Source organism: Micromonospora sp. SYSU B005 (assembly GCF_055362685.1).
Genome location: NZ_JAXCFU010000004.1, coordinates 23,394 through 36,264 on the forward strand (window position 1 = coordinate 23,394; position 12,871 = coordinate 36,264).

Sequence of the window (12,871 nt, forward strand, 5' to 3'; positions counted from 1 at the left end):
GCCCCTCGGCAGGCGTTTTGTGGTTAGAAAACTTTACTGAAAATTGAGGACGACGGCATGAGTGCGACCCGGCTGCCCGGCACCCCCCGACTCCTGCGGGCGCTCAACGATCGTGCGGCGCTGGAGCTGCTGCTCGAACGTGGCCCGCTGACCCGGGCCCGCATCGGTGAGCTGACCGGGCTGTCCAAGGTCACCGCGTCCCAGCTCGTCGAGCGGCTGGAGGAGCGCGGCCTGGTCGCCCGGGTCGGCGAGCAGGCCGGCGGGCGGGGCCCGAACGCCCAGCTCTACGCCGTCCGGCCGAGCAGCGCGTACGTGGTGGGCGTCGAGGTGGGCGCGGAGCGGGTGGTCGCCGCGTGCGCCGACATCACCGGCGCGGTGGCCGGCCGGGTCGAGCAGTCCACCAAGGACACCGACGACCCGGTCGGCGTGGTGCACAACGCCGTGGTCCAGGCGGCGGCCAGTGCCGGTGCGGAGCTGTCCGCCGTCCGGCGCGTCGTGCTCGGCACCCCCGGCCTGGTCGACCCGCAGACCGGCGACATCACGTTCGCGTTCAACCTGCCGCGCTGGCACAGCGGCCTGCTCGCCGCGCTGCGCGAGGACCTGGACACCCCCGTCGTGTTCGAGAACGACGTGAACCTCGCCGCGGTGGCCGAGGCGCAGTCCGGGGCGGCCCGTGGCACCGCCGACTTCGTGCTGGTCTGGGTGGACGCGGGCGTCGGCCTGGCCATCATGCTGGGCGGCCGGCTGCACCACGGCAGCAGCGGCGCGGCCGGCGAGATCGGCTACCTGCCGGTGCCCGGCGCGCCCATCCCGCGCGACGTGTCCAAGCGGGCCAAGCCGGCGTTCCAGCAGCTCGTCGGCGCCGACGCGGTACGCGCGGTGGCCGCCGAGCACGGTTTCGCCAGCCCGGACGCGGCGGAGCAGGGCGTGGCGGCGGCCCGGGCCGCCGAGGTGGTCCGCGCGGCCATCGCCGCCGGCACCGCCGGTGGGCCGATGCTCGACGAGCTGGCCCGGCGGCTGGCGCTCGGTGTGGCGAGCACCTGCGTGGTGCTGGACCCGCCGCTCGTGGTGCTCGCCGGGGCGGTCGGCCAGGCCGGCGGGGCGGCGCTGGCCGAGCGGGTGCAGCACGAGGTCGCCGCGATCACGCTGGTCCGGCCCCGGGTGGTGACCACCGGGCTGACCGAGGAGCCGATCCTGCGCGGCGCGCTGCGGACCGCGCTGGACGCGGTACGCGACGAGGTGTTCGGCTCGACGGTCGGCTGACCGCGTCGTGCACCCTGGCGCCATGTGAAGGAATCCTTCATCATGGCGCCAGGGTTCGCAAGGAGTTGCCGATATGCTGCTCCGGTCAGATCAGGTCGCGGCGACGGAACACCGTGAACGCCGCGGCCACCAGCGCGCCGGTGAGCCCGAACAGCACCACCACGCCCGACGTCCAGGTCAGCGTGTAGGAGCCGTCGCAGTAGCCGGAGATCCCGGGGCCGCAGGCGTTGTTGTCCCAGAGCCGTACCTCACCGGACAGCCAGGCCGCCAGATAGCTGGACAGCATGTACCGATCAGGCCGGCCGACCTCGAGGATCTGGAACACCAGCCGCGCACCCAGCTCCCACACCACCACGTACGCGGCCACCGTGCCCAGCGCCGCCGAGGTGTGCCGGCCCAGCGTGGCCACGGCGAACCCGAGCGCCGCGGCGAGCAGCACCAGCACCAGCCCGCGTACCCAGATCGCGCCAAGCGACGGCCAGAAGTCGCCACCGGTCCGCCCGACCAGGCCGGACGCCTGGCCGATCAACCAGAACGCCCCGAGGTACGCCGCCGACGCCAGCACCGACAGGCCGAGCAGCCCGCCCAGCAGCGTGCCGAGCTTCGCGGCCAGCACAGTGCGCCGCCGGGGCCGCCACAGCAGCAGGTTGACCACCCCGCCCGAGTTCAGGTCGGCCCCGATGTAGGAGGCGCCGACCAGGAACCCGAACAGCGTCAGGAACGCGATCAGGAAGTAGAGCAGTGGCTCGGCCTCCTTGGCGAAGACGAAGACACCGCTGAGGTAGTCGGCAGCGCTCGGCAGATCCTCGAGCTGGGCCGGATCGATCTGGGCGCAGTCGCGCGGCAGGTAGTCGCTCTCGCCCGGCGGGAGCGAGCCCTCCCGGATCCGCAGGCAGCGGTCGTACGTCATCTCCATCTGGCGCACGCTCTCCGCCGCCTGCGCCTGCGCCCGGCTCAGCTCCGCCGGGCTCGGCCGGTGCGAACCGGCGAGGGTGGTCACCACTGTCACCGCGAAGGCGACAGCCAGCAGCACCATCATGAGCTGCACGAAACGCCGGGCGGCCAGCCGCTCCAGCTCGGCACGGACCAGGTTCACGCGTCCACCTCCCGGGTCTCCCGGACGTCGAGGTCGATCACTCCGTCGCTCGGCGGCGCGCCGTCGACCTGCCGCGGCACCGCCACGTGCTCGTGGCCGCCGGTCAGCTCCAGGAAGACGCTCTCCAGGTCCGGCCGCAGCGGGACCAGCTCGCGTACCCACATGCCCTGCTCGCCGAGCGTCCGGCTGATCGTCTCCGGATCCTGCACACCGGTCACCACCAGGTGGTCCGGCGCGACGGCCACCGACAGGCCGGCTCGGCCCAGCAGCTCGCCGGCCCGCTCCGGGTCGGCCACCCGGACCCGCCACTGGTGCTGGTCGAAGCCGGCCAGCACGTCCTGCACCGGCCCGTACGCGACCCGCTGCCCCCGGCTCACGATCGTCACGTGGTCGCAGATCAACTGGATCTCGGCCAGGATGTGGCTGGACAGCAGCACCGTCACCCCGGCCTCGGCCAGCGACCGGGTCAGGTCGCGCATCTCCCGGATGCCGGCCGGGTCCAGCCCGTTCGCCGGCTCGTCCAGGATCAGCAGCTCCGGGTTCTTCAGCAGGGCCGACGCGACCGCCAGCCGCTGCTTCATGCCCAGCGAGTAGCCCTTGACCCGCTCGTCGCCCCGGTCGCGCAGCCCGACCTGCTCCAGCACCTCGTCCACCCGGCTGGTCGGCACACCGCCTGCGAGCGCCAGCAACCGCAGCGTCCGGTGCGCGGTGAAGTTGGCGAAGAACTGCGGGCTCTCCACGATCGCGCCGACCCGGCCGGCCACGTCCGGCAGGTGCTCGGGGGACTCGGCGCCCAGCACGCGCATCCGCCCGGAGTCCGGCCGGACCAGCCCCAGCAGCGCACGCAGCGTGGTGGTCTTCCCGGACCCGTTCGGCCCGAGGAAACCGTGCACCTGACCCGCCTCGACCAGCATGTCGAAGCCGTCGACGGCGACCCGGCGCCCCTGGCGCAGCGTGTGGAACGTCTTGCGGAGACCGGCGATCTCGATGACCGCGCTCATCCGCGCGCCTTCCGGCAGCGGTCGGGCATGAGTGTCCTTCCGGAAGTGGTGACCAACGACACGGCGCCCCACCCTATGGCGGCGGCGCCGCCCGTGGGGGGCGCCGGGCCGGGTGCGTGATTGGATGGAGCGGTGACTGGTGACCTGATCCCCGGCGCCCCGGGCGCCCCCGCCCCCTCGACCGTGGACGCGGATCTGGTGGTCAGCCTCGACGGGGTCGGCGTCAAGCGTTCCGGCACCGCGCTGGTGCACGACGTCGACTGGCGGGTCGAGCTGGACGAACGGTGGGTGGTGCTCGGGCCGAACGGCGCGGGCAAGACCACGCTGCTCAACCTGGCCGCCGGCCGGCTGCACCCGACCAGCGGCGTCGCGCACGTGCTCGGCGAGCGCATCGGCCGTACCGACGTCAACGAGCTGCGTACCCGCATCGGCCTGTCCACCGCGACGCTCGCCGAGCGGATCCCCGCCGAGGAGCGGGTCGTCGACGTGGTGGTGACCGCCGCCTGGTCGGTGGTCGGCCGCTGGCGGGAGAGCTACGACCGCACCGACGAGGCGCGCGCCGCCGCGCTGCTGCGCCAGCTCGGCGTCGGCCACCTCACCGACCGCACGTACGGCACGCTGTCCGAGGGCGAGCGCAAGCGCGTGCAGATCGCCCGCGCCCTGATGACCGACCCGGAGCTGCTGCTCCTCGACGAGCCGGCCGCCGGGCTCGACCTGGGCGGGCGCGAGGACCTGGTGGCCCGGCTGGCCGAGCTGGCGTACGACCCGGACGCGCCCGCCATGGTGCTCGTCACCCACCACGTCGAGGAGATCCCGCCGGGCTTCACCCACGCGCTGCTGCTGCGCGAGGGCGGCGTGGTGGCGCAGGGCCTGCTCGCCGACGTGCTCACCGCCGACAACCTGTCGAAGACGTTCGGCCTTCCGCTGGTGGTCACGCGGTCCGGCGACCGCTGGGCCGCCCGCGCCGCCTGAGCGACGGGACGACACCGTGCCGCAGACCCGGATCGCCGTCGTCGGCAGCGCCAACATGGACCTCGTCGGCATCGGCGCGGCGCTGCCCCGGCCCGGCGAGACGGTGCTGGGCGACGACTTCGTCATGCTGCCCGGCGGCAAGGGCGCCAACCAGGCGGTCGCCGCGGTACGCGCCGGCGCATCCTGCGTCTTCCTCGGCGCGATCGGCTCGGACTCGTTCGGCGTGACGCTGCGGGCCCGGATGACAGCGGCCGGCGTGGACACCGGCCACCTGCGGGTGGTCTACGGCCCGTCCGGCGTCGCGCTGGTCATGGTCGGCGGCGCGGGGGAGAACGCCATCCTGGTCACCCCCGGCGCGAACGCCGCGTTCACGTCGCTGACCGCAGACGAGCTCTCCGCCGTACGCGATGCGGATGTGCTCGTCGCGCAGCTGGAGGTGCCGGTCGAGACGGTGACCGAGGCGGCGCTGGCGGCCCGGTCGGCGGGCACCCGGGTGGTACTGAACGCGGCGCCGGCCCGATCGGTGCCGGCCGAGCTGCTGGCGGCGACCGATCTGCTCGTGGTGAACGAGCCGGAGGCGCAGGCGCTGACCGGTCGCGGCCGGGACGAGCCGGCGGCGCTGCTGGACCTGGTGCCCCGGGCGGTGCTGACGCTCGGCGGCGACGGCGCGTGGTACGTCGACCGGGACCGGCCGGCGACGCACGTGCCGGCGGTGCCGGTGGACGTGGTCGACTCGACCGCCGCCGGGGACGCGTTCACCGCCGCGCTCGCGGTGGCCTGGGGCGAGGGGCGGGACCTGGCCGACGCGGCGCGCTGGGCGGCGGCTGCCGGTGCGGCGTGCGTACGCAAGCTCGGCGCCTCGGTCGCGCTGCCCCACCGGGCGGAGATCGACGAGCTGTTCCCGGCCGGCTGAGCCTCAGCCGGCCGGTTCGTCGGTGAGGCGCTCGCCGCGCCGGCGCAGCATGCCGAGCCCGGGGATGCCGGCGACCGCGAGCTTGAGGTCGCGTGTGACGTCCAGCAGGTCGTGCAGATCCGGGCCGACCCGGTCCAGCGTGGCCAGGATCGGCAGCACGTCCGAGGTGAGATGGTCCTTGAGCTTCGGCAACTCGTCCACGAGCCGGATCGCGGCGGTCACCTCCTCCGGGCTGAGCTGCTCCACGAACCGCGCCGCCATCGGCGCGGCCCGCCGCAGCGTCGCCTCGTACGCGGCGAGCAACTCGTTCGCCACGCCGGTCGCCTTCTCCGCTGTCGCGAGCGTGCCCGCCGCCCGCGCGGTCACCGTCTCCGCCTCGGTCACCACACCGGCCGCGCCGCGGGCCACCCGGTCGGCCTCGCCGACCACCACGGCCGCCGCCTCGGAGACCCGCTGCGCCTCGCCGACCACGACAGTCGCCGCGGCGGCCACCTCGGTCGCCGTGTCGATCGCCGCGGTGGCGGCGGCGCTGATCACCGCCACCTCGCGGACCGCCGTCTCGGCGTCGGTGAGCACCCGGTCGGTGCGGTCGAGCGTGCCCTCGATCCGGTCGACCACCCCGTCGATCCGCCGGACCAGCGCCTCGACCTGGTCGAGGACGGCGAAGGCCCGAGCGGGCACCGAGGCCACCGTGGCGGCCGAGCCGAGCGCCTGGTCCAGTGCGGTACGGGTGAGGCCGAGCACGGCACCGGGCCGGGGAAGAGGGATCGCCATGACATCCAGTGTGCGGCGTCGCGGCCAGTGCCGCCCGACGGCAGCCGGGCGGCGAAGGTCACGCCAGCCGCCCGGTGCGGCGTAGGGTGCCGGCATGCCCACCCCCGGCCCGGCGTCGCGGCGACTGCTCGCCTGCGGCGTGGTCGCGCTGCTCGCCGTCGTCCTCGGCGCCCTGCTCCTGGCCCGCGCCGACGCCGGTCTGAGCACGCGGCGGGCGACGGTGGCGGGAGTGCCGCTGACCGAGGTCCGGGCGGACGGCGTGAGCGGCGACCGGCGGCCCGGGGTGGTGATCGCGCACGGCTTCGCCGGGTCGGCCCGGCTGATGCGGCCGCTCGCCGACTCGGTGGCCCGCCGGGGCGGCGTCGCGGTGCTGCTCGATTTCGCCGGCCACGGCGCCAGCCACGCCCGGCTGCCCGGCGCGGGCCGGGACGAGGAACGCAGCCGGGCGCTGCTGCGGCACGACCTGGATGTGGCGGTCGCCTGGCTGCGCGGGCGGCCCGGCGTCGACCCGGACCGGATCGTCCTTGTCGGGCACTCCATGGGCGCGGGTGCGGTCGTCCGGTACGCGGTCGCGCATCCGGAGATCGACCGGACCGTGGCGATCTCGCTGCCCGACGGCAGCGACGTACCGGCGGGCTGGCCGGGGAGGCTGACGCTCGTGGTGGGCGGGCTGGAGTTCGCCGGTTTCCGCCAGGCGGTCGACGAGGCGACGCGGGACGCGCCACCGGGCACCCGCACGCGGGTGGTGGCACCCGGCACCGAGCACGTGTCGGTGCTGTTCGCGCCGCGTACCCACGCCGCGGTGCTCGACGCGCTCCCGGACCGTACCGGTGGGCCGCCGCCGTCCCCGCTGACCCGGCCGGGCGGCGCCGGGCTGCTGCTGGCAGGGCTCGCGCTGGGCTTCGTGCCGCTTGCCGCGCTGCTGCCGCGCCGGGCGCGGGCGGGCGCCGGCGGTCCGCGTACCGGGCGGTGGCTCGCCGCGACGGTGCCGGCGGCCGGTGTGGGCGCCGTGCTCGCCGCGCTGCTGCCGACCGCCCGGCTACCGCTCGCCGTGGGCGGATACGTGGCGGTGTTCCTGCTGCTCACCGGCGTGCTGCTGGCCGCCGCGGCGCGCTTCGCGAAACCCCGCCGGCCGCCGGCGACCGGTGGTGGCGTCCGGTCCGCTGTCGTCGCCGTCGTGCTCCTCGGGTACGCGGTGCTCGCCGTCGCGCTGCCGCTTCATCTCGGTCTCACCTCGACCGTGCCGGTCGGGGCCCGGTGGTGGCTGCTGCCCCTGGTGACGTTCTGCTGCCTGGCGTTCCTGCTCGGCGCCGAGCGGCTCGCGGACGGCCACGGCGTCCGGTACGCGGCCACCGGCGGGATCGCCGTGCTGGTGCTCGCCGTCGCCGCGGTCATCGGCCTGGCACCCGGGTTCGTACTGCTGGTGGTGCCGCTGTTCGCGGCGCTTGTGGCCTGGCAGGCGGCCTGGGCCGTGGTGCTGCGCCGCCGGGCCGCGCCGTGGTGGCTGGCGCCGTCGGTAGGGGCGGTGGTGCTCGCCTGGCCGATCGCGACCACGCTGCCGCTGACCTGACCGGCGCCGGTCGGCTCAACGACGGTCGGTCTGCTGCTCCACGGCGCGTTGCACGGCCCGGTAGATCTGCCCGAACCGCAGCGCGTCGGGCGTGCGGACCAGCATCGTCTCCCGGCCGTGGTGCTGCACCCACAGTTCGTGCACCCGGTTGCCGCGCTCGTAGGAACGGTCCAGCCAGCCGAGCGGCACCTCCAGGAACGGGGTGAGCGCCAGTCCCACCACCACGAACGCGGCCAGGAAGATCAGGGCCAGTTTCCACTCGCCGCGGTCCTGCGCGGACCAGGCCAGCGAGAGCACGCAGACCACGGCGACCAGTGGTGGCAGCGACAGCAGCAGGACCAACACCCCGCGCCCCAGCACCCGCCCTCGGACGGCCAGTGTGGTGGTGCCGCGCGCGTGCCAGACGTACGTGACGTCGGCGAGCGCGACGGCCTGACCGCCCGCGTGGATGGCCTCGGAGGTGACCTGCACGGTGTCGTCCCGGTAATAGAGGACCATGAATCAGCCTAACCGCGTGTGTCGATGCCGGCGATGCGTGCGCCGGTAGGCTGGCGGCATGACGGACCGGAGCGGGGCCGGAACCGGCGGCGACGAGCAGGCGCGCAACGTCGAGGTGGTCAGGCGTTACCTGCGCACCTTCGTCACGAAGGACCTGGCCGAACTGGCCGAGGTGGTCGACGAGGACGTGGAGGTCTACGGCTCCGGCACCGCGGTACGCGGCCGGCGCTATCCCGAGGCGGCCGTGTGCTCGCCCGGCCTGACCGTGATCGACCAGGAGATCCGGGAGATCTTCGCGGCCGGAGACCGGGTGGTGGTGTCGCTGGCGCAGACGTACCGGCGGGACGCGACAGGGGCGACCACCGTGCAGAGCGCCTGCAAGATGTACCGCCTGGCCGGCGGCCGGATCGTCCAGTTCTGGGGCGAGCAGGACACCTACGGCCTGTTGCGCGGGCTGGGCCTGCTGCCGGACGAGCCGATCACGTTCTGACCCGTCGCGGCAGGACCGGTCGCGGAACGACCTGGCGCGGGACGACCCGGCGTGGCCGGCAGGCTCTCCATGGCCCGCTGCACCGCCCGGTAGACCTGCCCGAAGCGCATCGCGTCGCGGGTGTGCAGCAGCCGCACCGGGCGGCCCCGCCATTGCGCCCACATCTCCATCTCCCGGCTGCCCCGGGCGTACGAGCGGTCCAGGTGTTCGAAGAGGAAGTCCGCGAGCGGCCCGACGGCGAGGCCGACCAGCACCGAGATGCCCACGATGGCGACGGTGACCGCCGCCGAGCGTTGCAGCCACACGGCCAGCGCGATGCCCAGTACGGCGGCCACCAGCGGTCCGGCGAGCGCGGCCCCGATCGCGCCGCGCCCGGCGAGCACCCGCCAGGAGCGGTCGCCCCGCCGGTGCCACACAGCGGTCAGTTCGGCCAGCGGGTAGCTGCGCCCGTCCACCCGTACCGCGGTGGAGGTGACCTGGACGGAGCGGTCGTCGTAGTAGGTGATCATGGCCTCACTCCCGGTGGCGGGGCGGCGGCGACTCCGGCGACGACCTGGGGAGTCGCCGACACCACACTGTCTACCCCAACGAGGCGAGTCGTAAGGTTGGCACGCGACTTCGACGAGGAAGTGAGGGCAGCGTGGGCGAGTTCGTCAGGCTGGAAGTGAAGGACGGCATCGGCACCATCCGGCTGGAGCGGCCGCCGATGAACGCGCTCAACACCCAGGTGCAGGAGGAGTTGCGCGCCGCCGCCTCGGCGGCCACCGCCGACGCCGAGGTCCGCGCCGTGATCGTGTACGGCGGCGAGAAGGTCTTCGCGGCCGGTGCGGACATCAAGGAGATGGCCGACATGTCCTACGTGGACATGGCGGAGCGCGCGGCCGACCTGTCCAGCGCGCTCGGCGCGATCGCCCGCATCCCCAAGCCGGTCGTCGCCGCGATCACCGGGTACGCGCTGGGCGGCGGCTGCGAGCTGGCGCTGGCCTGCGACTGGCGGATCGTCGCCGAGGACGCCAAGCTCGGCCAGCCGGAGATCAAGCTGGGCATCATCCCGGGCGCCGGCGGCACCCAGCGGCTGGCCCGCCTGGTCGGCCCGGCCCGCGCCAAGGACCTGATCATGACCGGGCGGATGGTCGACGCCGCCGAGGCGCTGCGCATCGGCCTGGCCGACCGGGTGGTCCCGGCCGCCGAGGTCTACGACGCCGCCGTGGCGTACGTGAAGCCGTTCCTGACCGGGCCGGTGCAGGCGTTGCGCGCGGCGAAGGCGGCTGTCGACGGCGGTCTGGACATGGACCTCACCTCGGGCCTGGCCTGGGAGAGCCAGCTCTTCGCGGCGCTGTTCGCCACCGACGACCGGCGCGAGGGCATGGCCGCGTTCGTGGAGAAGCGCAAGCCGGGCTTCACCGGTCGCTGACGCGAGAGCTGTTCACATCCGCGATACCGGCCAGTAGCGTGACCCCGGTCGGTCGACGAAGGGGAATGGCATGACGGAACGGGTCGAGGGCCACGGGGGCGATCTGGCGCTCGCGGCACTACGCGCGCACGGCGTACGGGAGATGTTCACGCTGTCCGGCGGGCACGTCTTCCCGCTCTACGACGCCGCCCACAAGGCGGGTTTCCCCCTCTACGACGTGCGGCACGAGCAGTCCGCCGTGTTCGCCGCGGAGGCGGTCGCCAAGCTCCAGCGCCGCCCCGGCCTGGCCGTGCTCACCGCCGGCCCCGGCGTCACCAACGGGGTCTCCGGCCTGACCAGCGCGTTCTTCAACGCCTCGCCGGTGCTGGTGCTCGGTGGGCGGGCGCCGCAGTTCCGCTGGGGCTCGGGCAGCCTCCAGGAGATGGACCACCTGCCGCTCGTCGCGCCGGTGACCAAGCACGCCGAGACGGTGTTCAGCGCCGACGACATCCCGCGCGCGGTGTCGGCGGCGCTGACCACCGCGCTCACCCCGCACCGCGGCCCGGTCTTCCTGGACTTCCCGCTGGAGGCGGTCTTCTCCGTCGGTGACGCCGACCTGCCGGCGGTCACGCCGCCGGCGCCGATCGAGCCGGACCCGGACGAGGTGGCGAAGGCGGCCCGCCTGATCGCCGGCGCGTCCCGGCCCGTGATCATCGCCGGTTCCGACGTGTACGCGGGCGACGCCGTCGACGCGCTGCGCGCCGCCGCCGAGGCGCTGCGGGTGCCGGTGTTCACAAACGGGATGGGCCGGGGCGCGCTGCCGCCGGAGCACCCGCTCGCCTTCGCCAAGGCCCGCCGGGTCGCGCTCAAGGGCGCCGACGTGGTCGTGGTGATCGGCACCCCGCTGGACTTCCGCCTCTCCTTCGGCGACTTCGGCGACGCCCAGGTGGTGCACGTCGTGGACGCACCGAGCCAGCGGGCCGGGCACGTGCAGCCGGCCGCCGCGCCGGCCGGTGACCTGCGGCTGATCCTCGGCGCGTTCGCCGACCACACCGGTGACCGGGCCGACCACGCCGACTGGATCGCCGAGCTGCGGACCGCCGAGGACGCTACGAAGGCCCGCGACGCGGAGGAGATGGCCGCCGAGAGCGACCCGATCCGCCCGGCCCGGATCTACGGCGAGCTGCGCAGGGCGCTCGCGCCGGACGCCATCACCATCGGTGACGGCGGCGACTTCGTGTCGTACGCCGGCCGGTACCTGGAGCCGGCCCAGCCCGGCACCTGGCTCGACCCCGGCCCGTACGGGTGCCTCGGCACCGGCATGGGCTACGCGATGGGCGCCCGGGTCAGTCACCCGGACCGGCAGATCTGCGTGCTGATGGGCGACGGGGCGGCCGGCTTCTCGCTGATGGACGTGGAGTCGCTGGTCCGGCAGAAGCTGCCGGTGGTGATCGTGGTCGGCAACAACGGCATCTGGGGGCTGGAGAAGCACCCGATGCGGGCGATGTACGGCTACGACGTGGCCGCCGACCTCCAGCCCGGCCTGCGCTACGACAAGGTGGTCGAGGCGCTCGGCGGCGCGGGCGAGACGGTGGAGAAGGCCGCCGACCTCGGGCCCGCGCTGGGGCGCGCGTTCGACTCGGGCGTGCCGTACCTGGTGAACGTGCTGACCGACCCCGCCGACGCGTACCCCCGTTCGTCGAACCTGGCCTGACCACGGCGCGTGCGGGCCGTCCGCCGGGTGACCGGCGGGCGGCCCGCGGCGCGTGTCAGACCTCGGGGCGGTCCCTGTCGTCCGGGCGGCGCAGTTCCTCCTCGCGGCGGCGCAGGTCCTCCTCCCACAGCCGCAGCCGTTCCTGGTCCTCGCGGCGGGACCGCTCGTCGAGCGAGGCGAGGAACTCCGGGTCGTCGTCCGGGGCGAGCGGACGGCGGGCGGGCGCGGCGGGACGGGCCGTGCCGGTGACGCCGGCGGTCCCGGCCGGGCGCTCGCGGCCCACGAGGAACCAGGCGATCGAGCCGACCAGCGGGAAGAAGAGAATGATCAGCACCCAGATCATCCGGGGCAGCGCCTTGACCTTCTCCTCGTCGGCGGAGAGGCAGCTGATCAGCGCGCACACGGCGAGGACGATCTGGACCAGGAAGAGCAGCACGTAGAGGCGGGCCATGCCTCATGATGGCTCACCGCCGCTCGTCAGCGCACCCCGCCGAGTACGTGCGCCACGCCGAGCACCGCCAGTCCGGCCGCGCCGAGCGCGGTCAGCGGCACCGACCATCTGTCGAACCGGCGCGGTCCGGTGCCGGTGGCCCGGTGCCACGTCACCACGAGCACGGCGAGCCAGACCACTACCGCGAGCCCGGCCGGCGCCGCGTCCGCGGGCCGGCCGCCGAACGCCGGCCGGAGCTGGAGCAGCAGCACCGCGGTGAGCGTGAGCAGCGTCCGCCGCCACGCCAGCCGGGTGCGCTCGGGTTGCAGGCCGGGGTCACGGGTCACCGCGCGCCGCCCACCAGCACGGCGGCCACCAGCAGCAGCGCGCCGACCGCGACGACGAGCGCCAGGACGGCCGGGAAGCGGGACGCGGGCAACTCCTCGTTCAGCCGCATGGCGCGTTCGGTGCGCGCCCAGTGGTCGACCGCCCGGATCGAGACGGTGGCGCCGAGCAGCAGCAGCGCGACCGCGAGCGCCTCGCGCAGGTGGGCCAGGCGCAGCGGCGGCAGGAACTGCGCCGCGGCCAGCCCGCCCGCCACCAGCGCGAGACCTGTTCGCAGCCAGGCCAGGAACGTCCGTTCGTTCGCCAGCGAGAAGCGGTAGTCCGGCGGGGTGCCGACCGAACGGAGTTCACGCGGGTCGAACCAGCTCTTGATCGACTCCCACACGCTGCCGATTATCCGCTTTGCCCCGCG

15 protein-coding genes are annotated in these 12,871 nt (G+C 74.6%); 7 read left to right on the plus strand and 8 right to left on the minus strand.

From position 1 onward, the window contains the following. The first annotated feature begins 57 nt into the window (after positions 1–57). Entirely contained in the window at positions 58–1,263 is a 1,206-nt protein-coding gene (locus tag SM452_RS11675; protein ID WP_366621789.1) for an ROK family transcriptional regulator, read from the plus strand. An 85-nt stretch (positions 1,264–1,348) separates the two neighbouring features. On the opposite strand, the gene SM452_RS11680 is transcribed toward SM452_RS11675, so the two are convergent. Then, complete coding sequence (locus tag SM452_RS11680; RefSeq protein ID WP_463839912.1) at positions 1,349–2,359, minus strand: ABC transporter permease subunit; 1,011 nt, start codon at positions 2,357–2,359, stop codon at positions 1,349–1,351. Beyond that, positions 2,356–3,360, minus strand: a complete 1,005-nt coding sequence (locus tag SM452_RS11685) for an ATP-binding cassette domain-containing protein (RefSeq protein WP_262016113.1) — start codon at positions 3,358–3,360, stop codon at positions 2,356–2,358. Before SM452_RS11685 ends, SM452_RS11680 begins: the two co-directional genes overlap by 4 nt. 132 nt (positions 3,361–3,492) lie before the next feature. On the opposite strand from SM452_RS11685, the gene SM452_RS11690 reads away from it, so the two are divergent. Further along, positions 3,493–4,332, plus strand: a complete 840-nt coding sequence (locus tag SM452_RS11690; RefSeq protein WP_410054966.1) for an ABC transporter ATP-binding protein — start codon at positions 3,493–3,495, stop codon at positions 4,330–4,332. 16 nt (positions 4,333–4,348) lie between these two features. Continuing rightward, positions 4,349–5,245 (plus strand): ribokinase, encoded by an 897-nt coding sequence (locus tag SM452_RS11695; protein WP_463839913.1) that lies wholly within the window; start codon positions 4,349–4,351, stop codon positions 5,243–5,245. Positions 5,246–5,248: 3 nt separating this feature from the next. On the opposite strand, the gene SM452_RS11700 is transcribed toward SM452_RS11695, so the two are convergent. Continuing rightward, complete coding sequence (locus tag SM452_RS11700) at positions 5,249–6,019, minus strand: hypothetical protein (protein ID WP_262016116.1); 771 nt, start codon at positions 6,017–6,019, stop codon at positions 5,249–5,251. Positions 6,020–6,113: 94 nt separating this feature from the next. Between SM452_RS11700 and SM452_RS11705 the strand changes: the two genes are divergently transcribed. After that, positions 6,114–7,589, plus strand: coding sequence for an alpha/beta fold hydrolase (locus tag SM452_RS11705; protein WP_463839914.1), 1,476 nt, complete (start codon positions 6,114–6,116; stop codon positions 7,587–7,589). A gap of 15 nt (positions 7,590–7,604) precedes the next feature. Here the strand turns inward: SM452_RS11705 and SM452_RS11710 are convergent, their stop codons facing one another. After that, the gene (locus tag SM452_RS11710; RefSeq protein WP_463839915.1) at positions 7,605–8,087 is read right to left on the minus strand and encodes a DUF6232 family protein; all 483 of its coding nucleotides are present in this window, start codon (positions 8,085–8,087) and stop codon (positions 7,605–7,607) included. A 58-nt stretch (positions 8,088–8,145) separates the two neighbouring features. On the opposite strand from SM452_RS11710, the gene SM452_RS11715 reads away from it, so the two are divergent. Further along, positions 8,146–8,577 (plus strand): nuclear transport factor 2 family protein, encoded by a 432-nt coding sequence (locus SM452_RS11715; RefSeq protein WP_463839916.1) that lies wholly within the window; start codon positions 8,146–8,148, stop codon positions 8,575–8,577. Here the strand turns inward: SM452_RS11715 and SM452_RS11720 are convergent. After that, positions 8,523–9,086 carry a DUF6232 family protein gene (locus SM452_RS11720; protein ID WP_463839917.1) on the minus strand — a complete coding sequence of 188 codons (564 nt, stop codon included), beginning with the start codon at positions 9,084–9,086 and terminating at the stop codon, positions 8,523–8,525. The two genes, SM452_RS11715 and SM452_RS11720, sit on opposite strands and share 55 nt — an antisense overlap. A gap of 131 nt (positions 9,087–9,217) precedes the next feature. On the opposite strand from SM452_RS11720, the gene SM452_RS11725 reads away from it, so the two are divergent. Continuing rightward, positions 9,218–9,991, plus strand: a complete 774-nt coding sequence (locus tag SM452_RS11725; RefSeq protein WP_120571337.1) for an enoyl-CoA hydratase/isomerase family protein — start codon at positions 9,218–9,220, stop codon at positions 9,989–9,991. Positions 9,992–10,061: 70 nt separating this feature from the next. Then, positions 10,062–11,684: an acetolactate synthase gene (locus SM452_RS11730; protein ID WP_355507470.1), complete on the plus strand. Its 1,623-nt coding sequence runs from the start codon at positions 10,062–10,064 to the stop codon at positions 11,682–11,684. Positions 11,685–11,739: 55 nt separating this feature from the next. Here SM452_RS11730 and SM452_RS11735 read toward each other — a convergent pair whose 3' ends face one another. From SM452_RS11735 to SM452_RS11745, 3 genes are read right to left on the minus strand one after another with little or no spacing between them, the layout of a single operon-like run. After that, positions 11,740–12,135, minus strand: coding sequence for a PLD nuclease N-terminal domain-containing protein (locus tag SM452_RS11735; RefSeq protein ID WP_135243658.1), 396 nt, complete (start codon positions 12,133–12,135; stop codon positions 11,740–11,742). Between the two features lie 26 nt (positions 12,136–12,161). Further along, the gene (locus tag SM452_RS11740; protein WP_135243659.1) at positions 12,162–12,461 is read right to left on the minus strand and encodes a DUF202 domain-containing protein; all 300 of its coding nucleotides are present in this window, start codon (positions 12,459–12,461) and stop codon (positions 12,162–12,164) included. Beyond that, positions 12,458–12,844 (minus strand): YidH family protein, encoded by a 387-nt coding sequence (locus SM452_RS11745; protein ID WP_262016124.1) that lies wholly within the window; start codon positions 12,842–12,844, stop codon positions 12,458–12,460. The genes SM452_RS11740 and SM452_RS11745 overlap by 4 nt, the downstream gene beginning before the upstream one ends. Between the last annotated feature and the right edge of the window lie 27 nt (positions 12,845–12,871).

Coding starts and splice junctions, on each gene's coding strand:
- SM452_RS11675 (WP_366621789.1), top strand. CDS start 58: ATGAGTGCGACCCGGCTGCCCGGCACCCCCCGACTCCTGCGGGCGCTC.
- SM452_RS11685 (WP_262016113.1), bottom strand. CDS start 3,360: ATGAGCGCGGTCATCGAGATCGCCGGTCTCCGCAAGACGTTCCACACG.
- SM452_RS11700 (WP_262016116.1), bottom strand. CDS start 6,019: ATGGCGATCCCTCTTCCCCGGCCCGGTGCCGTGCTCGGCCTCACCCGT.
- SM452_RS11705 (WP_463839914.1), top strand. CDS start 6,114: ATGCCCACCCCCGGCCCGGCGTCGCGGCGACTGCTCGCCTGCGGCGTG.
- SM452_RS11710 (WP_463839915.1), bottom strand. CDS start 8,087: ATGGTCCTCTATTACCGGGACGACACCGTGCAGGTCACCTCCGAGGCC.
- SM452_RS11715 (WP_463839916.1), top strand. CDS start 8,146: ATGACGGACCGGAGCGGGGCCGGAACCGGCGGCGACGAGCAGGCGCGC.
- SM452_RS11720 (WP_463839917.1), bottom strand. CDS start 9,086: ATGATCACCTACTACGACGACCGCTCCGTCCAGGTCACCTCCACCGCG.
- SM452_RS11730 (WP_355507470.1), top strand. CDS start 10,062: ATGACGGAACGGGTCGAGGGCCACGGGGGCGATCTGGCGCTCGCGGCA.
- SM452_RS11735 (WP_135243658.1), bottom strand. CDS start 12,135: ATGGCCCGCCTCTACGTGCTGCTCTTCCTGGTCCAGATCGTCCTCGCC.